Source organism: Lentilactobacillus otakiensis DSM 19908 = JCM 15040, assembly GCF_001434145.1.
In the GTDB taxonomy this organism is placed as follows: Bacteria; Bacillota; Bacilli; order Lactobacillales; family Lactobacillaceae; genus Lentilactobacillus; species Lentilactobacillus otakiensis.
Map to the genome: position 1 here is coordinate 207,470 of NZ_AZED01000011.1, position 24,332 is coordinate 231,801.

Sequence of the window (24,332 nt, forward strand, 5' to 3'; positions counted from 1 at the left end):
GTTATTTAGCAGAAATGTGTTCCGACGACCCTGACCCCTACTGTGTAAACTCAAGAATTCGCTGACGAACAAGCCTAGTTCATCAACGAATTCTTGAGTTTACACTCCGGGGTCAACCCGGGTCTCGTCACACTCTACTCTTCTACTCGTTTACTTAAAGAAGTGTGGTTCAATAAAATATTCAAAATAACGGCGGTGAAACTTCCGACTACCATTCCGTTACTCATAATGACTTGAACAGTTGCGGGTAAGTATTGGAACAGGGCGGGCTGGGTTGTAACTCCCAATCCAAGTCCAATCGAAACCGCAATGATCAGCAGGTTTTTGTTATTCAACTCTACTTTTGAGAGCATCTTGATGCCCTGGGCACCGACCATTCCAAACATAACTAGCATCGCGCCACCCAATACTGAAGCTGGAATTAACGTTGCGATGGCACCAAACTTGGGGATCAGGCCTAAGATCATCAACATAAATGCTGAATAATAAATTGGTGTTAATTTTTTGATTCCAGATAACTGAACGATTCCCACGTTCTGCGAGAAGGTTGAGTATGGGAAGGTGTTGAAAACCCCACCTAAAATGGCAGCAATTCCTTCTGAACGATAACCATGCTCGAGATCGCGGTCTTCCAACTTACGACCAGTGATGTCACTTAAAGCAAAGTAAACACCGGTGGACTCGATCATACAGGTGAACGCAGCCAAAATTAATGTGGCAATCGATGACCATTCGAATTTAGGAGTACCAAAATAGAAGAATTGTGGCAGTTGAGCCCAGTGAGCTTGTCCCACTGCAGCAAAATCAACAGTTCCCATCAATACGGCAACTATTGAACCAACTAAAATTCCAATCAGAATTGAAATTTGCTTGAGAAATCCCTTGGCCCAAATGTTCAGGACAACAATCACAAGCGCAGTGAAGAAACCTAAGAACAAGTGAGTTGGGTTACCAAATGCTTTGGCGGTTGCATCGCCACCACCAATGTTTTGAAATGCAACTGGCATCAAAGTAAATCCGATCAACGTAATCAGTGAACCGGTTACGACTAATGGAAAATATTTCCGCATGTGAGCAAACGGCTTAGCAACAAGGATAATGAATAGTCCAGCGACAATAATCCCACCGTACATATATCCCAGGCCAAAGTTCTTACCAATCGATTGAAGCGGTGCGACATACTCAACGGCACACCCTAAAACAACTGGCAAGCCAATTCCTGTGATCGGTGTTCGCCGGATCTGGAGCAGTGTTGCCACCCCACACATGAAGATATCCATCGATACCAAGTAGGTCATTTGAGCGGCGTTGAAGCCCAGTGCCCCACCAATGAGCAACGGCACTAAGATATCACCAGAATACATGGCGAGTAAATGTTGAAAGCCTAAAATTGCATTACGAATGGGCGACTTCTTGCCCGGAACAGAAACGTTTTCCATTATGTTCTCCTTTTTATTCGTGTTTAACGTGATAATGTAATATTAACATTATATTTATGGGAAAACAATCTGGGTTTACGAATGTTTGCGATTACATTTCACATATTTTTTTGGCAATTACGCGATGGCTATCAATTGGTGAGATCATATGAGTTAGCGGTTATTTGATGAGTGTTTATGAGCACTGCTCCCTATAAATTCCATCTCAGGTCAGCAACTCCGCTCTGACATAAAAAGAGATCAAATGATGAACGATTATCGTTCATCATTTGATCTCTTCGTTTGCACTTTAATGTTGGTTTAGTACCAACCATAAGCCTTCCAATGCTTCTTAGCATTTACCCAGCTACCATAACGTTGACTAACGTAGTGGTCAGCAACTTTTTCTTGGTTGCTCTTTGAGTAGTTACCATGAAGGTATGAGGCACTCAATTGGTAACGGCCAATGTAACGGCCATTTTTTGCGTGATATGACCCGCGTGATTCGTGGTAAGCAATCCAGTTCTTGGCTTTTTGGTTAGCTTTTGAGAGATGTGATTTATATACTTTAGTAGTTTTAGCATCAGCGATTTCGGCGGTTGCGGCAACATCCATCGTGCCGTAGAAAGTTAATGCAGTCATTAATGCGATAATGATCTTTTTAAGTTTCATGAAATATATTTTTCCTTTCGTGTTTAATCAACAGTGAAAAATATACTCCAAGCTATTTACAGAGACGTGTCCAGATAATTACAACCTTGTTAAACTAAATAGGGGTTTAGTAATCTTTCCATAACATTCCATCAACAAACGCTTATATACCAGGAATCAGGAAATGCAAGAATCGATGGAATAAAGACCAATTTCATCGATTTTTTATGTTGATTATTCGAAAATTATTTGATATAAGCGTTTTCCAAGATAACTCATCGCATTTATTTGCGAACTTTGAGTTCCATTTTCAGAAAGAATAACCGCTATGAATGCCCGATTTCCTTTTTGAATAATTGCCGCATCATTTTGGACACCATAGTCTGGAAATTCACCAGTTTTGTTATAAATCGTGGCGCTATTCTTAATTTGAGCCGGAATCTTAGTTTGGTTGGCATTCCCCTGCAAAAGATTCAACATCTTGGTATCCCAGCCACTCCCCAGCAATCGATGGGTATAAATCATATTTAACGTTTTCCCAACATCACTTGCGCTGGTGTAATTGTCTCGGCCGGATTGTAATGCACTATAATCCAACATTTTTCGTTGGAGGCTAGTATTGCTGCAGCCCAGTTTCTTGATTGACTGATTAATTGGGCCCAAACCGCCCAGTTTATCAATCAAGACGTTAGTTGCCGTGTTATCGCTGTTCTTGATCATCAGATTTAGTAGTTGCCCGCAAGTTAAATGCTGGGTATTTTGATTAGCTAGTACGCCCGTGCCACCGACTTTGTCAGACTGTGGAATCGAAATGCTATCACTTAAGCGCAATGTACCGGCTTTAATTTGTCGAAATGCTTCAATCATCACAAAAATCTTAATCACGCTGGCTGACCGTTGGCGACGGTTACCACTAAATTCGACGGGTTGGTGATCACCAATCTGCTTGACGTACCCGGCTGTTTTACCAGAGGCATTGGTGACACATGCCTTCAAAGCAGTTTTAATTTGACCTTGTTGGGTTGCCAACCTTGATTGCTTTTGCGGTTTACTTGTCTTCGAAGAAGTGTTCGATGCCATTTGGCTGGAAGACGCTTGATGTGACGACGCCTTCTTACTCTGCGGACTGCACCCCGCCATCAAGATCAGGCTTAACGCCGCAACAAATTTAATACTTAACCCAAACTTCATTTACAAGATCTCCATGATAGGATTTTCCATCAGTCAGGACAGAGTCGCCATCATATGACGTGTAACCATAATAAGTTTCAACTTGACCGTTACTCCAAGTCACATCAATTTTTACATTGGCATTAATGCTTTTCGTTTTATTCGTCCCGGTTGTCACATCATATGAACGAATACCACTTTGGCTATACCCTGAAATAGAGGCGACACCATGGAAGCTGGTGCCATCTGTATTTTCCTGATCAACAGTTCCATCGGAGTCGATAATTAAATCACTTTGAAGTCTATCAGGATCATAGTTATAAAATTGATAATCTCCAGTAAACTTAGGGTATGACGAAAAACTGTTATTGGTGCTCAAGTCAGTCGTATCACCATTTGAATTGCTGGTAGTCGTTTGGTTTTGTTTCTTGGCTTTTTTCAGCAAGAATGCATCATTGCTCTTTTGCAGCTGAAAATACTCTGTCTTAAGTGATCCAAAGCCACTCTTACTCAAGTCGGCGATTCGAATCCCGTTAAGTGTCTTGTTGGAAGCCTTGTAATTACCACTTTCATTTAAACTGCGAGCAGATTTGATAACGCCCTCGTACTCAGAAATCTTGTTCTGTGCCTTTGCACTAATTTTTGGCTTATTACTATCGCTGGCACTCTTGTTAGAACAGCCGGACACAGAGAAAGTAAATGCAGCTAATATACCCAATACAACCCCAATTTTTTTCATGATAATCTCCCATGTATAATTAAAATATTATTCTATTATATAATAGTGTATATTTTAGCGATTAACAATGGGAATTCAATTTATTGTATACTATTCGTCAGGAGGGACAATCATGGAACCTCATTTCAACAACATCACGAAATATGGTTACGAAAAAATCAAGGCCGAAATTCGCGACCTCGAAAATTCACGGCCAGGCAAAATCAAGAACCTGGCAGATGCCCGGGCACTTGGTGACCTCTCGGAAAATGCCGAGTACAGCTCAGCAAAACGAGATCTCCGTCATCTGGAAAGCCGACTGCGATTTTTGCGTAAGCAGCTTCAATACGCGCAAGTCTATACCCCGTCCAATAATGACACGGTAGAAATTGGCAAAACAGTCACCTTCGAATTTATGGATGACCATTCAACGGAAACCTATGAAATCGTTGGCACCCCGGAAGTGGATATCGATCACAATAAGATTTCGATTGCTTCCCCGATTGGCTCCGCATTATTGAACCATCATTCCGGTGATGTTGTGACGGTTTCCGCTCCGCAACTCACATACAAAATTAAAATTATCTCAATTACAGTGTAAAAGGACTGGCATCTGCCAGTCCTTTTGTCTACTCACTATCAAGTTGTAACGTTTGTGCGGAATTAGATTGGTTTCTGTTCCAAATCAATTTCTTGATTCCAGAAATGACAAATGTTGGAATCGCTGAAATCACAATAATCGAGATATACATTGTCATGGAAAGCGGTGCAGTTCCCATTACATTATTAAAGAATGGACTTAAAGTTACGAGGATTGAAGAAGTTGCCGCAAAGCCAACCGCCAATGTCAATCTGGAATTAGAAAATGGATTGCGGTCAAACAGCGTTTTCACACTTCGGGCATCATAGACATGCCATAACTGACCAAATACCAACGTTAGAAAGGCAATTGTCTGACTTTGAGCGACGGTGAAGCCTTGCATAGCAGCCCATACAAAGGCCAGAAAAACCATTCCACCCATGACACCACCACGAAAAAGGACTCGTCGAAGCATGCCATTTGCCAAAACCGATTGCTTGGCATCACGTGGTTTTTGCTTCATCACGTCTGATTCCGCCTCATCATAGCCAAGGGCAAATGACGGTAGGGAATCACTAATCATGTTCACCCAAAGAACCATCAATGCCGTTAAAGTTGGGGTTACCTCGGTCACATTACCGATGGATGAAGTGATCAGGAACACTCCCAGTAACAGTGACAAAACTTCGGCAACGTTGGTCGTCAACTCATGGCGCATAAAGTTCAAGATATTGGCAAAAATCGTTCTGCCTGATTCCACCGATTTTTCAATGGTGGTAAATTTATCATCCAACAAAATTAAATCGGCGGCATCCTTAGTCACTTCGGTTCCGTTGATGCCCATCGCAATCCCAATATCAGCAGCTTTTAGTGCCGGCGCATCGTTAATTCCATCACCGGTCATCCCAACCACTTGTTCATGTTCCTGTAGTTGTTTGATAATCCGTTGTTTATGTTCCGGCGTCACTCGCGCATACACTCTGGTGTCCAATACTTCATCAAACAATTGGGCATCAGTCATCTCCTCAATCTCACGACCAGTAATGACTCTGGCATCATTTGATTTGATAATTCCCAGTTGTTTGGCAATTGCTTTAGCAGTCATCGCATGGTCACCGGTGATCATCACCACATTCACTGATGCTTCGGTTAACTTGCGAACGGACGCCTTCACTTCTTCACGAGGTGGATCAATAATTCCTACCAATCCTAGGAAAGTTAGATCACGCTCAAGATCTGTGCTTGAAGCATTCAAGGCCTGTTCTCTGGTAATCTCCCGCTGGGTAATTGAAATGGTCCGCAACGCATCATTGGCAAATTCCAACATGATCGTTTCAATGTCATCAGCAACTTGGTTAATGCCAATGGCTTCACCATCCACCATTGCAAATTTAGCCAGTGGTTTGATTATATCCGGTGCACCCTTGGTCAAACTATAATACTTGCCGTTTTCTTTAATTACGACGGTCATCATTTTCCGGGTACTGTCGAACGGGAAAATCCGGATAATATCGATATCACGATTGCCCTTATCTTCCAACAATTCATCACGCTTAATTTTTTCTTTAGCAGCTAGAACAACCAGTGAAACGTCGGTCGGATTTCCAAATGGTCGCCAGTTCTGCTTGTTATCAGGCTTAATTTCAGCTTCATTGTTCAACACCGCAACTTCCAGGAACCTCTGGTAATCTTTGGAATCAGCGGCCTCGCCATCATCCCTGATGAAATCACCAATCGGCGTGTAGCCGTTGCCTTCAACATTGTAGACTTTGCCATTTGCCAGAAAACGGGTCACTGCCATTTCATTTTTAGTCAACGTCCCCGTCTTGTCCGAGGCAATATAAGTGGCCGATCCCAGTGTTTCCACACTGCTCAGGGATTTCACCAATCCTTTTTGGCTGGCCATCATCTTTGCCCCAATTGTTAACACAATTGAGAGTACCACCGGCATTGCATCCGGAATTGAGGCCACGGCAATTGCAATCGCTGTTGCAGAGATACCGCCGATACTGTCCATGGAAATACTGCCGACTTGAATCAGTTGTTTAACCAAGTCATAGCCAATTGTGATCGCAATAATCACGGCAGCAATGATCATTAATTTCTTACTTAAACTGTGGACAGATTTTTCAATCGGTGTCTTCTGGTCATCAACATCTTGCATCAAGCCGGAAATTTTCCCCAGCTCAGTATTCATCCCCGTTGCGACGACAACACCGATTCCATTTCCGTTGACGACCATCGAGCCCGAGTAACCCATGTTAGTGCGGTCACCAAGTTCGGTATCATCGTCAACGACTTCGATGGTCTTTTGAATGGCGTCGGACTCTCCAGTTAAATGAGATTCATTAATCTGCAATTCGGACGTCTTGAGCCACCGCAAATCACCCTCAATGAAATCACCAGACTTCACACTGACAATATCGCCAGGGACTAAATGATTGGCAGAAACAGATGTCCAGTTGTTGTCACGGAGAACTTTCATGTGATGCTGGCGCATCTCGGAAATTGCGTCCAAGGATTTTTGCGCACTACGGGTTTGGTGGAATGTTAATCCACTATTAATTATCACAATCAAAATAATCGCGGTCGCTTCGTACACAGAAGCCATTGCGTGCCCTTGATCACCGCTGACAAAGAAGTCATACGCGGCACTGGCCAGAGCTAATCCAATTGCAATTAAGAGTATTACAATGAGGGGTTCTTTAAAACTTTTGAGCAGCATTTTCCATGCAGGTTCACGTTCTTCTTTGGCCAACTCATTCGGGCCATATTGTTCGAGTCGTTCTTGAGATTGCGTACCAGTCAAGCCGTGGATTCGGCTGGTATCAAGCTCTTTTAAAATCGTGGATGCTTCTTGACTGTACCATTTCATATAGTGCCTCCTTTTGTGGGGGTTCTTGTCGTGATGCATTGGTTATATTAATCATAACAAATAACAGGTATCCATTTGTGAAGTTAGTTTGATATTTATTGGAATATTTGGGGAAAGTTTAAATAAAGTTAAAGAGCATGACACGGACGTTTATGTTCTGAGCATTTATCAATGAGGAGGACCCGTTCCCAACAAAAAAGGACTAGATCTCACTAGTCCCTTACACAAACTCTATTCTGTTTTTCGGGAAAATTTATAGTACAGATAACAAGCGACAATCACAACCACCACGACCAAAATAACCATCAGCCACTGGTCAATCATCCCTAGAATCTGATCCCAAGCACGGCCGGCAAAGTGGCCAATAATAATCAAAATTGTGTTCCAAACTAATGTTCCAATCATTGTCAGCAGACAAAAACGGCTAAACGGAAAGCCGGTCATCCCTGCCGGAATCGAAATCAAGCTTCGGACTACGGGAATACAGCGTCCAAGCAGAATCGCTTTACCGCCATGGTTGTTAAAATATCTAGCCGATTGCTCGATGTCAGTCGGTTTTAACCGGATTATCTTACCAATTCGCCCTGAGACTAATTTTTCAATCTGCTTAACGCTTAACAAACGACCAACACCGTACAAAGCAATTGCACCGATCAAAGCGCCAGCAGTTGCCGCCAGAATCGATCCCCAGATAGTCATCTTACTGGTAACCGTCAAATAGCCAGTAAAAACTAGCACAAGTTCAGAAGGAATGGGTGGAAAAATGTTCTCAATTGCGATTAGAAAAGCAATTCCGAGGTAGCCATACTGATTAATCAATTCAGTAATTGTATTTTCACTCAAATTGGTTCCTCATTTCGTTTTATAAGTATCAAGATTATAACATATTCCAATAAACCTCTTTGGAAACGCCACCAAAATGCCGTATACTTAAAGTATTCATAAAGGAGGACGATCATGAAAACCGTAAAGATTGGTAACACAAATTTTAAAGCTTCCGCTGTCGCATTAGGTATTATGCGCATGGCTGGCATGGAAACGGCCGACGCCGCCAAAACGCTGGCAGCCGCCGTTGATTCAGGAATCAATTTTATCGATTCCGCTGACATCTATGGAGATGGACAATCTGAGACCAAATTCAAAGAAGCTTTGAAAGCTTCAGGAATTTCTCGTGACAAATTATTCATTCAATCTAAGGGCGGAATTATTTTAGATCCAGCCCGAAGCCACGATGGTTTGGTATTTGGTCAACGTTATGACTTCTCCAAACAGCATTTGATTGATTCCGTAGATGGAATCTTGAAGCGTATGGGCGTTGATTATCTCGACTCATTCCTGCTTCACCGACCAGATCCATTGATGGAAGCCGATGACGTCGCGGATGCATTTGACACCTTGCAACGCGAAGGTAAAGTCCGTCACTTCGGGGTTTCAAACTTTAATCCCCAACAAGTCGAAATGGTCCAATCATGGATCAGCCAACGCTTGTTGATTAACCAATTACAATTCAACGTTGTCCATTCAGGAATGATCAAAGAAGGCATGCACGTCAACATGATTGATGACGCCAGCATCATGCGTGATGGCGGCATCATGGAATACTCACGTCGCAAGAATATGACAATCCAAGCCTGGTCACCATTCAACTATGGCTTGTTCGCCGGTATGTATATCAACGATCCAAAGTTCAAGAAGTTAAACGATAAATTAGCAGAATTAGGCAAAAAGTATGGTGTGTCAAAGAACGCCATCGCTACTGCGTGGATTTTAAGACACCCAGCGCACGTCCAAGTCTTGCTGGGAACAATGAACCCAGAACATATCAAGGATAGCGCAGCGGGAGCAGATGTCGAGCTGACAAAGCAGGAGTGGTATGACCTGTTCTTCGCAGCGGGAAATGATTTGCCATAAAACAGAGTGCGACAAGGGCCGGGTGGCCCCGGAGCATAAGCAAGAAGCAACAATGATGAACGCATTTTGTTCATCGTTGTTGCTTCTTGTTTATGCATTAGGGGTCAGGCCCGTCAGAGCACATTTCGGCTGGAGAACAGTGGAGCAACAACCAAATCGCTCCACCATATTAACCAAACCAACTACAAACAAATCACCACAGCCTAAAACTCAAAAAATAAAAAAAGGATTCCCACACATTCTCCCGTATATAAAAACTGATGGCTTAAAAGCCATCTTTGCTTTCCCCAGCAAAATGTACAGAAGTGTGCATACTTTCCTTAACAACTTGCCTTCAAGCATGCCTGTCTGGTATGTTTGAAGGCGGTGTATACATATAGAGAATTGAGGCATAATCATGAGTCAACATAAAAAGTATCATAAGAATTACAAACGTCAGAAGCATACAACTGCTTGGAAGACGGTGATCGCGGCGATCGTCATTCTTGCAGGCATGTGGGTGGGAATCGGTCAACAACCTAATGAGCTAACTACCTTTGTCAGCAATATTTCCAGTTCGTTATTTCACACGACTAAAAGTGTCAAAACCGATCAACTAGCTAAACTTGATTACCATTCAGGTGATCCTAGTTACATCTTCGTCAATCACAACAAGGCACAATTGAATCCAGATTCCTGGAAAACCAACAAGGTCATCTACTCCAATCTGGACAATTTTAATCGAACCAGCACTGGTAACCTGGCCTACTTGGAATCGCGTAACGTTGTCTCCGATGAGAACCGGGTTCGCCAATATGTGAAACCGACCGCTTGGCACCAAAAGTTCATAGATGGTCAGCCAATTATCAATCGCGGCCACCTGATCGCCTATTCAATTTCTGGCGGTATCAGTGCGTCTGGCCAATACAATCCAAATGATGTCTCAGGTGATCAAAACAATCCCAAAAACTTGTTCACTCAAACCAGTTTCTCCAATCAACGGGTCCAAACCATTTTTGAAAGCAAAATTAGGGAATCGCTTCGTCGTGGCAACAAAGTCATCTTCTTTGCTAAACCGATTTTCCGGGGAAACGAACTAATGGCCCGAGGCATTCATTTAGAAGCAATTTCAACCAACAAATCATTGAATTTCAATGTCTACCTATTTAACGTCCAACCGAATATTCAGTTTGATTACGCCACCGGAAGATCGCACGTCGACCAGAATATGAAGATACCTGAACCCTGATCAAAACAAAAGCCCTGCATCTTGCAGGACTTTTTGTGTGCCTAATATGACTCATTAGGATTTTTCGTGGATTTCCAATAGCAATCAATTTGCTCGACAATTCACATATTAATTCAGGTCGTTATCATTTCCCAATCATGGTAAAATATTCTCAAACATGTCCCTAACTAATTGAAGGAGTTAACAGTAATGGCAAAAATCACCGACACGATGCGCGCACAATCAGAACCGCTGTGGGAAGCAAGTTTCAATCATCCCTTTATCAAGCAGCTTTCAACCGGTTCACTGCCTCAGCAAACCTTTCGTTATTATCTCAAACAAGACCGTTATTACCTGCAGAACTTCGCAGCTCTTCATGGAAAGATTGCCGATCAAATGACAGACCCCGACATTAAAGAATTCCTGTATGCTGGAGCACAGGGCTTTAACGATAGCGAAAAGGAAGTTCGGACTGAATTTTTCCAAGAACTCAATATTACTCAAAAAGAAATTGACCAAACTGAAATTGCCCCTAATGCTTACAGTTATGTCACGCATATGTATCATGAGCTTAACGAAGGAACCCCTTCTAGGGCGGCAGCAGCGCTGTTGCCATGCTACTGGCTGTACAATGAAATCGGTAAACGACTCGTCAAAGCCGGTTCACCGATTAAAATCTATCAGCAATTCATCGAAACCTATGACAGCTCGGCGTTCACAACCGCGACGGATAAGATGAAAGACATTGTCGACCAGCTGGGAGAAGCAGCAAGTGCCGAAGAACAAGAGCAGATGCAGACCGCATTTTTGCGAAGTAGTTATTTCGAACTGCACTTTTGGGAAATGGCTTATAGGCATGAGCAGTGGTAGAAACAGAGTGCGACGAGACCCGGTAGACGCGGTTTCTAAGGGCACTTTGACTGAAACCTTGGGCTTGGGGTTTTAGTTAAAGTGCCCTTAGAAGTTAGCGTCTGGGTCGTCAGAGCACATTTCGGCTAGAGAAAAGTAAAAATCCCACCCCACAACAAAAGGAGCCCAACAAACAATGACCACCTACATGTTCCACGGTTACACCTCCAACGCCAACGACCACTGGTTTCCTTGGCTGGAGAAAAAAGTTGAATCTGAATTAAACACTCCGTTCGTTAAACTGAACTTTCCTGATTCCGACCACCCAGTTGAAAGCGCCTGGGACCAATATTGTGACGCCCGCATTGACGCTGAAGATGGGATTACCTTGATTGGCCACAGTCTCGGCTGCATCCAAGTGCTTCATTATCTCGATCAGCATGATATCCACGATGTGAATGTTCTGTTGGTGTCTGGCTTTGATGAACCGATTTGGACATTGCCAGAACTTGACCCATTCACCAAGCATCCGGTTGATTATACAAAGATTCTGCACAAGATTCGCAAAGTCACAGTCATCTCAGCTATCAATGACGACAGTGTCCCCTATCCGTACACATTAACGTTGGCACGCCATCTCCATTCCAAATTTGTCCTCATGCCATCCGGTCATCATTTCACGGATACCGGCAAGGACAAACAGCTTCCGATCGTATTCGAGGAACTTAAACAATTACTGAAATAAAAAGTCGTTTCAAAATCCACTCAAATGGATTTCGAAACGATTTATTTTTGCTTAATTCAGGATTTCTGAAACGCGTTTAGCCAAAGTTCTGGTGTAATACTTCTCACCAGTCAAATCCAAATGGACTCGATCGCTGGCGTACCAGCCTTTGTGGCCCTTGCTGGCTTTGTACCAATTAACCAAATGAACGTTGGCATGCTTTTTAGCATTCTTACTAATCATTCGATTGGTCGTGTTCTGCCAGTGGCGCGGTACTCTGGTATTGATCCAGAAAATCTGTCGTTTTTTGCCGACCGTCTTAAGCACCGAATTAATATCATGCTGAGTTGGCGGCCCATTGATTCCCAAGTTAATGACGATGTACTTGGACAAGTGCCCGGTGGCCTTTAAATGTCGGACAATCCCTGGTAGTGAATAGAATTGCCGACCAACTGATCCGCTAACGGCACTGTGGCGGAACACCCGCTTAACGTCAGGCTTCACATCGATCATGACCGAATCGCCAATCGCTGTGATCGGCGTCTTTGAAGCAGTACGCGTCTCCAACTTGGTTAATTTATAATGGCTGGCAATTTTCTTTTCCCGCTTGGTTAAGTGAATCTTGGCATTGAGTTTGGCAATCTTTGCTTTTTTGGTTTGCTTTGCGCTGCGGGTCGCCACTGAATGGCTGTTGTTGCCCTGGGACACCTTGCCGACAGTGAACATCAGCAAGCCCACAACGATGATTGCCCCTAGGCTGAGTAATAACGATTTGTTAATCGAACGTTTCTTCATGGCATGTTTTGGCATTTTAACCCCTCTAAAATCAACTACAATATCTATGATATCTTATAACAAACTTACCAATAAGTACACCTTATTTCGTGTCGGCAGGTTGAATCGCCAGTAGTGGCGCTGTCTTTACCGCCTCAATAAAGTCCTTATCATGGTCAATGATAAGCATTGCTGGCTGATTCTTCAAGATCAGGTCTTGAATTTGCTTACGGGTGATCACATCTAAATAATTCAACGGCTCATCCCAAATGTACAGATTAGCTTTCTCACATAAAGATCGGGCAAGTGAGACTTTCCGTTTCTGCCCCATGCTCAAATCACTCAAGTCCTCAGTGAAGGCGGATCGTTCGAAGCCCAATTTCCGTAGAGTGTTCAGCAAGTCATTGAGTTCAATGCCAAACTGTTGGGCATAATGCTGGATAGAGCCTTGAAGGACCTCAAAGCTTTGAGTGAGGTATGAAATGTGGATACTGCTAGGCATTGTAATTGTCCCGCCTGCCATTAGCCTTTTGTCACCCATAATGGCTTTGATAATCGTTGTTTTCCCCAATCCGTTGGGACCAAACAAAATCAGGCGTTGATCCCGCTTTAAGTTAAAACTCAGCGGTTCATTTAACACCAGGCCATTTCGTTGAACCCGCAAATCATGAACCTGCAGAAGATAATTCTGATGGGGTCGTTGATAATTCAATTTCAGTGGTGCCACTTCGTCAACATTTTTCAGTAAAGACTGCTTCTGCTCGATGTCTTTCTCAGTTCGCCGTAAAGTGTTCTTGGAACGTTTCATGACCTTGGCTGCTTTATGGCCGATAAATCCTTTATCTAAATTAGCGTGTTGATCGCTCTTAGCTGATTGATTTTTCTGGCCTTCAGCGTTTCCAGCCCATCGTTCAATTTGATTAGCAGATGACTTCAACCTGCCAATTTCTTTTTGAAGGTGCTGCTTTTCTTCCAGCTCTGATTGATTTTCCCGTTCAAATTCTGCCGCCCAAGTCTCATAGTTCCCTGCAAACAGTTGAATTTTCGCCCGATCAATCGACAGCACATGATCAATCACTTGATCGACAAAATGGCGGTCGTGACTGACCACGATAAATCCTTGTTTGTGTTTCAAATAGTCCGCAACCACTTCTCGGCCTTCAACATCCAAATGGTTGGCTCGTCAATCAGCTGAAAGGTCCGCCCGTCGGTGAACATAACTGCCAACAATGCCTTGGTTCGTTCACCAGGGCTCAGGGTGTCAAACGGCCTTGTCAATACTTCGTCGGTTAATTGGAGCTTGTCCATCTCGACTTGGATTTTCCACAATTCGCTTTCATCCAAACCAGCCAACCGCAACAAAATATCTTGGGTCAGTTGACTCGCATCACCGATGGTTTGGGGAAAGTATTTGAAATCGACATTGGTCGTCATTTCACCTTGATATTCCAGTTGTCCCAGCAATATCTTGAGAAAGGTTGTTTTCCCCCGACCATTGCGGCCAATTAAGCCGAGCCGCCAACTTTCATCGATGTTTAAATTAAATTGGTCAAAAATATTTGTTAACATGCCGTCATATCGAAACGACAAGTTTGTGATTTTAATTGTTCCCATGATCTCACCTCATTAAAGGTTCAGCCGGGATTCCGTGCAATATAAAAGCCTGCAGTGCACAAGGCACGCAGGCTATTCTGAAGAGACTGATTGGGTTAAATTCATGATCAAGTGAAAACAAATCCCCATTAAAATTGCAAAATCGCACAGAATAACCCCTGTTCTGAACAGTGATTAATTATCAAATTCCGTTTTAACGATTTGCAATCTTCAATGGGCTTCACTTCCTTTTCATTTCGAATTTCTTTACCAAACATTTTGCCACAATTTAATTTAATTGTCCAATTTGTCCCCAAAAATTGCTTGAAAATGGCGATAATGCCACTCAAAAATAAAACGTTTTAAATATGAAGAAAATACTGTATTTTCGGACCAAGTACGTTACAATGAAGTTGTAAAGAAAGCGCAAACAATTTGCCCTTGCTAACCGAATGATTGATTGTTTTATCTGTAAATTGCTTGCGATTTTGCAACAATATATAGTATGGGGGAGCGATCTTATGGATGAGAATTTGAAAATTACCTTGATTGGTTTGTTGACTTTGGTATTTGGAACGATTTTTGCATCAATCTTGGCAAGTATCGGCTTCACGGATATGATCCTCGGCTTGTCGTCATTCCTTGTCGCAGCGATTATCGTGGTTTCCGGATTTACATTTACAGATCACCACTTGGCATCTAGACATTAATTTGGCAGAGTGCCACTACAACCCGCGTGTGTCAGAGGAACCTGATGGACGTGGGCTTTTATTATAAATATTTGGTACCTTCCCTAACTGCCAGCTTCGACAAATCATGGTTAGCGACAAAGTTTCGCACCCAGTCGGGATTGAATTTGCTATAATTTCGCAGTGCCCAACCAATCGCCTTTTGGATAAAGAACTCATCGGTATCGATGTCGTAAACAATCGCTTTTGTTAACAAATCAGTATCCAACGTGTTCTTTTCCAGCAACTGAAGAATAATTGAAACCCGTCGCATCCAAAAATTAGGATGTTGATAAAACAGCTCAAAAACTCGCCGCTTTTCCACTGGGTGTAACACAACAAAGGTGCCAAACACTTTCCGCCACGTGTCCACTGTATCCCACCAGGATTTCACTTGGATATATTGGGTCAACGTCTGAATGTCGGCAAATGATAACCGCTTAACGTTTGCATAGGCAATGTCGATGGCGACATATTGGTACTCACGTTCTTCACGATCATATAGTGTGGCAATCTCTCGCATCACTTCGGGAATACTCAGTTGCTTGGATTCTCTGACGAAATCCTTAGACGCAGCCTTTCGTTGAGGTGTCTTCAAGCCAAGAAATTTAAATTGGTTGCGCATATATCGTTCCATCGGTGCTTGATTCTCTTTATTCTCAGGCATTTTGAACATCTTGTCATCCCCACCAACTATTTAATGACATACCGCTGATTTTGAATCGGCTCCAGATAATCGTTTAACCGCTCAAACAGCATCACCAGCCAGCTAAACGCCAGTAGGAAGGCCATAATTTCAAACGCAGTTAGCGATAAGTAGCCCACGACCTGGAACAAAACTTCTCCGACCAATAGCGCAGCGGCAATCATCCAGGAAATATGCTGGAAGTCTTTTGAAATGTCTGGCAACAGCCATCGAATGCCAAAAATCAGTCCCAGTATCAGAAAAATCAGATAACCAGCTAACCGGGTATGCAGAGAGTGCATTTCAATGTTGTTGGGAAATACGCCTACCAGTCCCAGGTCAATTGCCAATAAGGTCAGCAAAATCCGTAAGATCAGTAATTGGCGATTTTTAGGAAAAATTCTTTTCAGCGACGCAAATAAATAATCGACCAAGGCTAACATGATCAACCCAGAGAAAATCAGTACCAAATTAAATTCCCATGAATCGACGGCCTTGTTGGTACCCAAAAAACTTAGATTATGTTTCCACCAATATAGGTTTTGATTACTGATCATAGCCAAGATCACGCCACTGACAATCACGGCAATGAAAACATTGGTGAGCAGCCGTGAAGAAAGTTGAGGCACAATGCTATTAATTGCTTGAATTTCCACACTGGTAATCGTCGCAAATAACGCCGTTGAAGTAACCAAATCAAAGCTGGCTCCCTTAAACAATCGCCCGGCAATCCAAAATAGACCCGCCATCAGCATAAAGCTAATTAAAGCACATGCCAGCGCTACAGTTGGCAGATTCCGCCAGGAAACAGCCTCAACTGCTGAAACTGATTGTCGTTTGAGCCGAACAAAGACTATGATGAAACTTAAAATCCCACTAAGCGTCGTTAACAGCAACACCATGGTCGCAACGGACTCACTGCCGACCAACGACACCTGATAGATTTTCCGGGTCATAAAATAACCTAAGAATACGCAACTCATCAGAAACGTTAAAATAATCATGCCCCAGCGACGTTTGCGAACTTCAACAGGTTTGGGTGTTGATATTTTTAGTTCATCAGCACCGATATGTACTTCCACCTGAGCACCGGGTTTTACACCCAATTGGTCCTTGAGTGCATCAGGTAACTTCAAAATACGTTTCTCGCTCAACAAGTCTTCCTCCCTCAAAAAAGGTTTATACTAATTCTAACAGTTTATCGAGGAGGGGTTCCATGTTTATTAACAAAGTGAACGACCATATTTCACTCAAGCTGCCCGCAGTAACTGATGCTGATGCAATGCTTGAGCTGATCGATTCCAACCGCAAAAGATTGGCCGAGTGGCTGCCGTGGGCTAAATCGATGATGGCCCCTAGTGATGAACAAAAGTTTTTACAATATGGCATCGAAAAAATGGCACGGGGCGATTTCTGGTTCGCCATTATTTTAGTCGACAATGAACCAGCTGGCATGATTGATCTCCATGAGTTCAGTCACGATAATCAACGTGCCCAAATTGGCTACTGGTTGGCTGATCAATATCAAGGAATGGGCGTCATGACGCTGTGTTTGAATCAGCTTGAACAGATTGCCTTTGATGAGCTTGGTCTCAACCGTTTGGAACTGATCGCCGATGTGGCCAACAAAAAAAGCCGCGCCGTAGCTGAACGTCGAGGCTTCCATCAAGATGGCATTTTAAAGGAATATCTGTTGTATAATGGCAAATTCCACGATGTCGTCCTATATTCGAAACTAAAATCAGAATAGTCTATTTAGCAAACAAAATTGTTGTCAACAATATCACGGCAGCAATTAGAATCGTCTGCCCATGCAAATACTGAATTAAATAGCCGTTCAACAGTGCCCCAATGAAGAAAGAACCGATGATGGTCATAATGTCACCGGCTTTTTTTAATGCCTTCATATCGCCTTGAGCAATGAAATCCAAGATACTTTCAGATAAAGTCCGAACGTTTCCGGTCATCATTAAGGGCGTAAAGGGCGCATTTTTCATCCGCCGGAATTCCTGCAGCTGTGAAGCTGCCGCCAGTGCCAGCAGACCGGTTGTCACTAAAATCGATACTCGGCCAGCAATTAGGCTGACAACAATCAAAACCAAAATTTCAAACACCAAGGTCACTCGTTTTCGGGTCACTGCTCGTTCACTGGGGTAATGATACTGAATCACTCGAATGATTGCGACGCCAACCGCAAACATGACCAGTGATACCAGCGCTTGAACAATACTGCCATAATTTCCCCGGCCAATCCGCAGACCGGTTAGAATTAAATTCCCAGTTTGAAGACCAGCAAAGACACCGTCATCCTGCATATACGTATACGAATCCAATACCCCGGCTGCCATGACTAACAACGAGCCACTGAGAAGCCGTTCGTAAGGTCCGATTGGCTCAATTGGTTGTGTATCCATACACTTTCCCCTCTCTCTTAAGGTAATTTTGTATCAGTGTACCCCCAGATTGAGTCTGAAACTACCAAAAACACCTGTTGATTTATTGAAGTACTTGTCTCATTTCCTTGTTGATGATGCTTGGGTCGACAAAATCTGTCCTAGGAATGTTGAAGGTCTTGATAATTGTGTTGCCAAGCAGCAACGGCCGCTGTTCAACACTAATTGATTCTTCTGACAAATTAATAATATTGTAGCTGGTCCCTTCCGAAATCAAGTGTTGTTTGGGATTGGCACAATTAATGTGATATGCCGTCGAGTCGGCGGTGACATTCAAGATGCCATTTTGTAAAAACAGGTTTGGAAAATGAACGTGCCCGGAGAAGATGGCTTTGACGTTCTTGCCATCGAGAACTTGATGAAGAGCATCGCTATTTTGCAGAATGCTGTACTTCATATTTTCCAGTGGCGCACCCAGCATCGGATGATGCATAAAGATGACCGCCGGTTTACTAGACTGATTCAAATTGTGATCAAGCCAGTTCAATTGCTGTGTATCGAGATAACCTGGTTCCAGATCACCACATTTGGTATCAAGAAAGTAGAAATCCCAGCCACCGTCAGAAATTGTGTAATAGTAGCGTGGCTGCGGTTTTTCTTCAAGATACCCTTCATAAAATGCCTGAGTGCGGTCGTGGTTGCCCAGAACAACCTGAATGGACACGCCAAAGCGCTCCTGCTGTTGTTCAACTAAAGATTCAAAATGCCGATAGTCAGATGCCTTACCACCATGAATTAAATCACCGCTGATCACAATCATGTCTGGTACCACGTTACTTGCCGCCACGTCATCGAAAACCTGCATCAGTTTCATCAGCGGGTCGATTTGCTGGTTGTTGGCGGGCTTGGCGTGAGTCGGGGTTAAATGCGTATCCGAAATTTGGACAATTTTGTAATTTTTCACTGTGCTTGCCTCCCAAGGATTTGTCTATATCATACGCTGGAATTCGACGGCCAAACAAAAAGCACCCCCAATGAAGGTGATGCTTAAGAATTTTTAAGGTGTCATAAACTTAACGAAATCAACGAATAAATGATAAATACCGCCAAAGATCCCGCCGACAAACCCAAAGATCCGTTTGAATAATGATTCCTTATGAGTTGCCTTCTTAACTTTAGCTGGTTTTTTCTTAACACTCGTTGTTGCATTCATTGGCACGGTTGCGGTACTGGAATTATCCGCCAACTTGACGATTGCATTCCCAACTGTTTGCCCCTTCGTGATTGGCAGCGGTGTTTTCACTGGGGCGTAATTAATCACATGTGAGCTGTCAGTCCCGTTGCGTTGCCAGATGACGGCTTCAGAATCTTCAGGATTAGCAAGTAACTTGTGACCGTCAATTGAAAAAGTGTGTGCCTTTAAGGCAACTTTTGTGGGTTTGTACTTTTGGTTAACGGCTTTGATCAACTTGTTCATCGAGGTATACAACGTATTACTATCAATAATCGTTGCAATCAAATGCCGGCCATCATGCCAATAGGTCACAGTAATACACAATCCGGCATTGACGGTAAACCCGGTCTTCAAGCCATCCACGTGAGTACTCTTATGATAAAAAGCGGATCCCGGCAATAGTCGATTGGAATTGACCAATACCTGATTGCCGACTTTCATCGAAGGCTGCTTACTCCATTTAGTAATGGACGGAAACTCGGCCAACACTTTGGCGGCAACAGTTGAAATTGCTTTGGCACTGACCATGTTCTGGGCTTTGGAACTGGTATGTGGCACGCGGTAATGATATTTGCCTAAATCGGTATTGTCCAAACCGGAACTGCTGACAAACGTGGCATCCAAGCCCCAGGCATGAGCCTGTTCGTTCATCATCTTGATAAATTCGGTATTGTTGCCGCCACCGACTAGTTTCCCCAGGGCAATTGCCGATGGATTGGATGACGCAATTAACGCTGCTTTATAAAGATCTCGAACGGTATATTCCTTTGAACGTTTAATTCGAAAACCACCAACTTCGTAACTCTTACTCATTTTTCTGAGTTCAGAATCAACCGGCACCTTTTGATCCCATGTGATTTGGTGATTATCAATTGCTTTTTTAGTGAGGTAAAGGGTCATCAATTTCGACAGACTCGCAATCGGGCGTTTGTGATTGCCATTTTTTTGATACAACACTTGTCCCGTTTTGGCGTCCATCACATACGCTTCTTTGGCCTCAAACTTTTGTTGGATCGTCTTTTTTGCATTCACGCTAACAGCGCTCATCGTCAAGAACACAATGAGCGTTGTAATCATTAAACAGATTTTATTCAATTTTTGCTGGTGAGATTTGGCAGATTTTAGCAAAACCAAAGGAACCTCCAAAAATAGATTTGTTCAGATGGAATAATATTACCGCAAACATACTCCGAAATGGAAGTCTCTGGCAAATCTTTACATAAATTTTACGGCTGCATCTTGCGTGCCATGTCATCGATGTGCTGTCGAACCACTTGTTCCTTGCTGCGCATCTGCCAGGTTGCTGAATGGATGATGCTATTGGAACGGCTGACTTTTGTGTATAGTGCGCCGGGGTAGAACAAAAATCGGTGGGCAACAAAAATGTAGTCAGCCGTGAATAACAAATCTTCGGCCAGATCAAGCGATTCATCAAACTGAATGTTGTGTTCACGGATAATCGACATCTTAAATCCTTTGTTCCAAGTGTAGCCGCCAAAGTCGCCGCCACGACGATTGATCGAGGCATATGCATTGGTCTTGGAAACTTCACGGAATTGATTACCACCACCGCTGCCGCCACGCCAACCCCAGTTGTAACCAACGGCGACCAGGTCAACAGAAGGATCGGACAAGCCCCTTGCCATCACTTCCAGATATTGAGGTTCAAGTAGATCGTCTCCGTCCACAAACACAATAATATCTCCTTTGGCGTTATTAATGGCATAATTGCGAGCCTTAGACACCCCTTCATGGGATTGAAAATAGTGGGCATGAATTCGGTCATCTTTATCCGCATATTTGGCGATCGTGCTTGGCGTGCGATCGGTCGATGCGTCATCCACCAGAATGACTTCGAAGTTTTGGTAAGTCTGGTTCAAAATACTCTCCAACGTTTTTGCCAGATACGACCCAAGATTATAAGCTGGAATTGAAATTGTAATTAACGGATTGTCAGCCAATGTAATCGCCTCCACGATTTCTTTTTGGTGAGTATAAGGCGGAAATATTGGTGTGGCAAATGATTAGCTCATTAAAAAAAGTGCGGGGAAAAGTATCTTGATCATAAAAATTTGTGGAAATAATATTAAAGCACTAAACAATACGACTAGGACAGACATTTCCACTTTGTCTTAGACTCTAGTGATATTGTTTTTGAACTCCTACAGGGTTTGAAACTATTAGGCTATTTACAGCTTCCTTCTGCTTTTGAGCTATGCTCCGACGACCGGCTGAAAGCCTGTCTAGCCTACTTGGCAACGACCTAGGATCCTACTGCATAAACAAAAAGCACAAACGATGAACAAAAATCGTTCATCATTTGTGCTTTTCGCTTATGCTCCGGACCCTAATCAGGTCTCGTCGCACACTTATTTTTCGTGTTCCGCATGTGACTTTGACTTTGCATTGTTTTGACCATAGTATGCGTTCTTACCATGCTTACGGTAGTAATGCTTGTCAAGCAAGTATTGTGGGACATGGGTTTCATCACGAGTTAATTGCAATGCGTGATAACTGATTTCAGCTGAAACTTCCAATACCTTGGCGTTGTAAACAGCCTTGTCAGCTGTTGGACCCCAAGCAAATGGGCCATGTTGGCTAACCAAGACAGCTGGAACAGCATCTGGGTCAACACCGCGACGTTCGAATTCGTCAACGATGACTTTACCAGTGTTTAATTCGTATGCTTCTTCAATCTGCTTCTTAGTCAAAGCAGGGGCACACGGAATGTCACCGTAGAAGGTGTCGGCATGAGTCGTACTTACAGCTGGAATATCCATCTTGGCTGCAGCAAATGAAACAGCCCAAGGTGAATGCGTATGCACAATGCCACCGATATTAGGAAAATGATTGTACAGGTAAGTATGAGTTGGAGTATCACTTGATGGGTTCATATCCCCTTCAACAACTTTACCGTCTAAATCAACAACCACCATGTCTGATGGCTTCATCTTGTCGTATTCAACACCGGAAGGCTTGATAACGAATAAGCCCTTGTCACGGTCGATTGCGGAAACATTACCCCAAGTGAATGTAACTAAACCAAGTTGAGGTAAACGCATATTTGCGTCATAAACTCCTTTTTTAAGATCTTCTAACATTCTCTCGCTCCTCTATTTCTTCATTTTCATTGCTTTAACCGCTTCGGCTTCTACAGGCAAAGCAGCCTTGTAGTTGTCGATAAACTTGTCATAGCCTTGAACACTGGCTTCTTCAGGATACAAAGTAGCTGTGGTTGAGTCTTTGAAGACTCGGTTGGCAAGGTAATCTTCCAATGCCTCACCGTTCTTGCGGTTAACACAGAAGAGTGCCAAGACAGCCATTCCCCAAGGACCACCCTCACCGGCATTTTCCATTACAGAAATTGGGGTGTTTAGGGCATCAGCCAATACTTGTTGGGCAACAACCGGTGTCTTGAAGATACCACCCTGAGCAACCAACACGTTGGTCTTGATATGTTCTTCTCGAAGAAGAATATCCATCCCAATCTTAAGTGGGGCAAAGGCTGAGTAAATTTGTTGCTTGATGAAGTTAGCCAGGTTCAGCTTGCTATCAGGTTTCCGGACAAATAATGGTCGACCTTCTGGCATTCTGGTGATGTTTTCACCTGAAAGATAAGCGAAGTTGACCAAACCGCCGGCATCCTGATCGCCCTTAACGGATTCAGCAAACAAAGTTCCATACAAATCATCAGGCTTTAATTGTAAGCCAAGTGCTTTGGCAAATTCACCAAACAGGCCAACCCAAGCGTTGATGTCTGAAGAACTGTTGTTAGTATGAACCATGGCAACTGGAGCACCATCTGGTGTCGTAACCATATCGATATCACGATGAACGGCCTTCATAGGTGAGTCAAGCACAACCATTGAGAAAGCTGAAGTTCCGGCTGAAATGTTACCAGTCCGCTTCTTAACACTGTTAGTGGCAACCATACCAGTTCCAGCATCACCTTCAGGAGGGGCAATTAATGAACCACCTTGAAGCGTACCGCTTTGGTCAAGTAATTTGGCACCATCGTCGGTTAATTCACCGGCCTTCTTACCAGCTGGTAAAACAGTTGGCAAAATGTCGAGTAAGTTCCATGAGTATTTCTTAACTTCTGGAAGTGAGCTGAATTTATCAGCCATTTCTTTATTGTAGTTAACAGTTGACTCATCAATTGGGAACATCCCTGAGGCATCTCCAACACCAATGACCTTTTCACCAGATAATTTCCAAGTTACATATCCAGCAAGGGTGGTGATAAAGTCAACGTCTTTAACGTGTTTTTCATCATTTAAAATTGCTTGGTATAAATGCGCAACGCTCCAACGTTCTGGAATGTTGAAGTTAAACAACTTGGTCAATGCTTCTGCAGCATCACCGGTAATATTGTTTCTCCAAGTTCTGAATGGAACCAGGAGCTCGTCATTCTTATCAAATGCCATGTAACCATGCATCATAGCACTGACACCAATCGAACCAATCTTCTTGATATCAACGCCAAATTTATCGTGAACTTGTAATGCAAGGGTTGCATAACTGGTCTGAATACCATCCCATACCTTCTCAAGTGGGTATGTCCAGATACCATTATCTAATTCGTTTTCCCAAAGGTAATCGCCAGAAGCAATTGTTTGGAAATCGTCAGATACCAGGACAGCCTTGATTCTGGTTGATCCCAGTTCGATCCCCAACGAAATGTTTCCGCTTACAATTTCGTTTCGTACTCGACTTTCGTCCATCGTTTTTTCCTCCAACGTAGCTACGTTTAGTTTTCGTTTACCCCTTCATTGTAAAATATTCGTACGTATAAATCAATTGTTTTCTAAATTTGTGCAAT

Annotated in this window: 22 protein-coding genes and 1 pseudogene; 7 read left to right on the forward strand and 16 right to left on the reverse strand. The window is 43.2% G+C overall.

Translation table 11 applies throughout. From position 1 onward, the window contains the following. Positions 1–134: 134 nt before the first annotated feature. The 4 genes from FD05_RS04730 to FD05_RS04745 all read right to left on the reverse strand — a co-directional run bounded on the left by FD05_RS04730 (position 135) and on the right by FD05_RS04745 (position 3,978). Complete coding sequence (locus FD05_RS04730) at positions 135–1,439, reverse strand: nucleobase:cation symporter-2 family protein (RefSeq protein ID WP_020280758.1); 1,305 nt, start codon at positions 1,437–1,439, stop codon at positions 135–137. 300 nt (positions 1,440–1,739) lie between these two features. Beyond that, on the reverse strand, positions 1,740–2,090 hold the full coding sequence (locus tag FD05_RS04735) for an aggregation-promoting factor C-terminal-like domain-containing protein (protein WP_020280757.1): 351 nt from the start codon (positions 2,088–2,090) through the stop codon (positions 1,740–1,742). Positions 2,091–2,303: 213 nt separating this feature from the next. Beyond that, positions 2,304–3,260 carry a serine hydrolase gene (locus FD05_RS04740; RefSeq protein ID WP_020280756.1) on the reverse strand — a complete coding sequence of 319 codons (957 nt, stop codon included), beginning with the start codon at positions 3,258–3,260 and terminating at the stop codon, positions 2,304–2,306. After that, the gene (locus FD05_RS04745) at positions 3,238–3,978 is read right to left on the reverse strand and encodes a hypothetical protein (RefSeq protein WP_020280755.1); all 741 of its coding nucleotides are present in this window, start codon (positions 3,976–3,978) and stop codon (positions 3,238–3,240) included. Before FD05_RS04745 ends, FD05_RS04740 begins: the two co-directional genes overlap by 23 nt. A 112-nt stretch (positions 3,979–4,090) precedes the next feature. Between FD05_RS04745 and greA the strand changes: the two genes are divergently transcribed. Next, positions 4,091–4,558, forward strand: coding sequence for a transcription elongation factor GreA (gene greA, locus FD05_RS04750; protein ID WP_020280754.1), 468 nt, complete (start codon positions 4,091–4,093; stop codon positions 4,556–4,558). A gap of 28 nt (positions 4,559–4,586) precedes the next feature. Here the strand turns inward: greA and FD05_RS04755 are convergent, their stop codons facing one another. Together FD05_RS04755 and FD05_RS04760 are read right to left on the reverse strand one after the other, a co-directional pair. After that, complete coding sequence (locus FD05_RS04755) at positions 4,587–7,412, reverse strand: cation-translocating P-type ATPase (protein WP_020280753.1); 2,826 nt, start codon at positions 7,410–7,412, stop codon at positions 4,587–4,589. Positions 7,413–7,643: 231 nt separating this feature from the next. Continuing rightward, positions 7,644–8,255 carry a DedA family protein gene (locus tag FD05_RS04760; protein WP_020280752.1) on the reverse strand — a complete coding sequence of 204 codons (612 nt, stop codon included), beginning with the start codon at positions 8,253–8,255 and terminating at the stop codon, positions 7,644–7,646. A 114-nt stretch (positions 8,256–8,369) separates the two neighbouring features. Here FD05_RS04760 and FD05_RS04765 point away from each other — a divergent pair, with 114 nt between their 5' ends. From FD05_RS04765 to FD05_RS04785, 4 genes are all read left to right on the forward strand, one after another. After that, positions 8,370–9,323 (forward strand): aldo/keto reductase, encoded by a 954-nt coding sequence (locus tag FD05_RS04765; RefSeq protein WP_020280751.1) that lies wholly within the window; start codon positions 8,370–8,372, stop codon positions 9,321–9,323. 397 nt (positions 9,324–9,720) lie between these two features. Next, complete coding sequence (locus FD05_RS04775) at positions 9,721–10,551, forward strand: DNA/RNA non-specific endonuclease (protein ID WP_020280749.1); 831 nt, start codon at positions 9,721–9,723, stop codon at positions 10,549–10,551. Between the two features lie 189 nt (positions 10,552–10,740). After that, positions 10,741–11,400, forward strand: a complete 660-nt coding sequence (tenA, locus tag FD05_RS04780; RefSeq protein WP_020280748.1) for a thiaminase II — start codon at positions 10,741–10,743, stop codon at positions 11,398–11,400. A gap of 175 nt (positions 11,401–11,575) precedes the next feature. Then, positions 11,576–12,124, forward strand: a complete 549-nt coding sequence (locus tag FD05_RS04785; RefSeq protein WP_020280747.1) for an RBBP9/YdeN family alpha/beta hydrolase — start codon at positions 11,576–11,578, stop codon at positions 12,122–12,124. A 51-nt stretch (positions 12,125–12,175) separates the two neighbouring features. Here the strand turns inward: FD05_RS04785 and FD05_RS04790 are convergent, their stop codons facing one another. Further along, positions 12,176–12,913, reverse strand: a complete 738-nt coding sequence (locus FD05_RS04790) for an SGNH/GDSL hydrolase family protein (protein ID WP_020280746.1) — start codon at positions 12,911–12,913, stop codon at positions 12,176–12,178. A 67-nt stretch (positions 12,914–12,980) separates the two neighbouring features. Further along, positions 12,981–14,491, reverse strand: a pseudogene (abc-f, locus tag FD05_RS04795) (ribosomal protection-like ABC-F family protein). A gap of 500 nt (positions 14,492–14,991) precedes the next feature. Here abc-f and FD05_RS04800 point away from each other — a divergent pair. Continuing rightward, a complete protein-coding gene (locus tag FD05_RS04800; protein ID WP_020280742.1) occupies positions 14,992–15,180 on the forward strand; it encodes a hypothetical protein in 189 nt (62 codons plus the stop codon). A 61-nt stretch (positions 15,181–15,241) separates the two neighbouring features. Here FD05_RS04800 and FD05_RS04805 read toward each other — a convergent pair whose 3' ends face one another. Both FD05_RS04805 and FD05_RS04810 read right to left on the reverse strand, forming a co-directional pair. Then, positions 15,242–15,874 carry a DNA alkylation repair protein gene (locus FD05_RS04805; protein ID WP_020280741.1) on the reverse strand — a complete coding sequence of 211 codons (633 nt, stop codon included), beginning with the start codon at positions 15,872–15,874 and terminating at the stop codon, positions 15,242–15,244. Positions 15,875–15,891: 17 nt separating this feature from the next. Next, a complete protein-coding gene (locus FD05_RS04810; protein WP_020280740.1) occupies positions 15,892–17,037 on the reverse strand; it encodes a permease in 1,146 nt (381 codons plus the stop codon). Between the two features lie 62 nt (positions 17,038–17,099). Here FD05_RS04810 and FD05_RS04815 point away from each other — a divergent pair, with 62 nt between their 5' ends. Beyond that, positions 17,100–17,633 (forward strand): GNAT family N-acetyltransferase, encoded by a 534-nt coding sequence (locus FD05_RS04815; protein ID WP_020280739.1) that lies wholly within the window; start codon positions 17,100–17,102, stop codon positions 17,631–17,633. A 1-nt stretch (position 17,634) separates the two neighbouring features. On the opposite strand, the gene FD05_RS04820 is transcribed toward FD05_RS04815, so the two are convergent. From FD05_RS04820 to FD05_RS04845, 6 genes are all read right to left on the reverse strand, one after another. Continuing rightward, on the reverse strand, positions 17,635–18,297 hold the full coding sequence (locus FD05_RS04820) for a YoaK family protein (RefSeq protein ID WP_020280738.1): 663 nt from the start codon (positions 18,295–18,297) through the stop codon (positions 17,635–17,637). Positions 18,298–18,379: 82 nt separating this feature from the next. Next, the gene (locus FD05_RS04825; RefSeq protein WP_039932607.1) at positions 18,380–19,240 is read right to left on the reverse strand and encodes a metallophosphoesterase family protein; all 861 of its coding nucleotides are present in this window, start codon (positions 19,238–19,240) and stop codon (positions 18,380–18,382) included. A gap of 93 nt (positions 19,241–19,333) precedes the next feature. Continuing rightward, on the reverse strand, positions 19,334–20,644 hold the full coding sequence (locus FD05_RS04830; protein WP_223602637.1) for a D-alanyl-D-alanine carboxypeptidase family protein: 1,311 nt from the start codon (positions 20,642–20,644) through the stop codon (positions 19,334–19,336). 92 nt (positions 20,645–20,736) lie between these two features. Then, the gene (locus FD05_RS04835; RefSeq protein ID WP_020280735.1) at positions 20,737–21,471 is read right to left on the reverse strand and encodes a glycosyltransferase family 2 protein; all 735 of its coding nucleotides are present in this window, start codon (positions 21,469–21,471) and stop codon (positions 20,737–20,739) included. Positions 21,472–21,879: 408 nt separating this feature from the next. Then, the gene (locus FD05_RS04840; RefSeq protein WP_020280734.1) at positions 21,880–22,611 is read right to left on the reverse strand and encodes an L-ribulose-5-phosphate 4-epimerase; all 732 of its coding nucleotides are present in this window, start codon (positions 22,609–22,611) and stop codon (positions 21,880–21,882) included. A 12-nt stretch (positions 22,612–22,623) separates the two neighbouring features. Continuing rightward, on the reverse strand, positions 22,624–24,234 hold the full coding sequence (locus FD05_RS04845; RefSeq protein ID WP_020280733.1) for a xylulokinase: 1,611 nt from the start codon (positions 24,232–24,234) through the stop codon (positions 22,624–22,626). Between the last annotated feature and the right edge of the window lie 98 nt (positions 24,235–24,332).

Bases quoted from the DNA above. Each gene is read 5' to 3' on its own strand.
- FD05_RS04730 (WP_020280758.1), bottom strand. From the start codon at position 1,439: ATGGAAAACGTTTCTGTTCCGGGCAAGAAGTCGCCCATTCGTAATGCA.
- FD05_RS04735 (WP_020280757.1), bottom strand. From the start codon at position 2,090: ATGAAACTTAAAAAGATCATTATCGCATTAATGACTGCATTAACTTTC.
- FD05_RS04740 (WP_020280756.1), bottom strand. From the start codon at position 3,260: ATGAAGTTTGGGTTAAGTATTAAATTTGTTGCGGCGTTAAGCCTGATC.
- FD05_RS04745 (WP_020280755.1), bottom strand. From the start codon at position 3,978: ATGAAAAAAATTGGGGTTGTATTGGGTATATTAGCTGCATTTACTTTC.
- greA (WP_020280754.1), top strand. From the start codon at position 4,091: ATGGAACCTCATTTCAACAACATCACGAAATATGGTTACGAAAAAATC.
- FD05_RS04755 (WP_020280753.1), bottom strand. From the start codon at position 7,412: ATGAAATGGTACAGTCAAGAAGCATCCACGATTTTAAAAGAGCTTGAT.
- FD05_RS04765 (WP_020280751.1), top strand. From the start codon at position 8,370: ATGAAAACCGTAAAGATTGGTAACACAAATTTTAAAGCTTCCGCTGTC.
- FD05_RS04775 (WP_020280749.1), top strand. From the start codon at position 9,721: ATGAGTCAACATAAAAAGTATCATAAGAATTACAAACGTCAGAAGCAT.
- tenA (WP_020280748.1), top strand. From the start codon at position 10,741: ATGGCAAAAATCACCGACACGATGCGCGCACAATCAGAACCGCTGTGG.
- FD05_RS04785 (WP_020280747.1), top strand. From the start codon at position 11,576: ATGACCACCTACATGTTCCACGGTTACACCTCCAACGCCAACGACCAC.
- FD05_RS04790 (WP_020280746.1), bottom strand. From the start codon at position 12,913: ATGCCAAAACATGCCATGAAGAAACGTTCGATTAACAAATCGTTATTA.
- FD05_RS04800 (WP_020280742.1), top strand. From the start codon at position 14,992: ATGGATGAGAATTTGAAAATTACCTTGATTGGTTTGTTGACTTTGGTA.
- FD05_RS04805 (WP_020280741.1), bottom strand. From the start codon at position 15,874: ATGTTCAAAATGCCTGAGAATAAAGAGAATCAAGCACCGATGGAACGA.
- FD05_RS04815 (WP_020280739.1), top strand. From the start codon at position 17,100: ATGTTTATTAACAAAGTGAACGACCATATTTCACTCAAGCTGCCCGCA.
- FD05_RS04820 (WP_020280738.1), bottom strand. From the start codon at position 18,297: ATGGATACACAACCAATTGAGCCAATCGGACCTTACGAACGGCTTCTC.
- FD05_RS04840 (WP_020280734.1), bottom strand. From the start codon at position 22,611: ATGTTAGAAGATCTTAAAAAAGGAGTTTATGACGCAAATATGCGTTTA.
- FD05_RS04845 (WP_020280733.1), bottom strand. From the start codon at position 24,234: ATGGACGAAAGTCGAGTACGAAACGAAATTGTAAGCGGAAACATTTCG.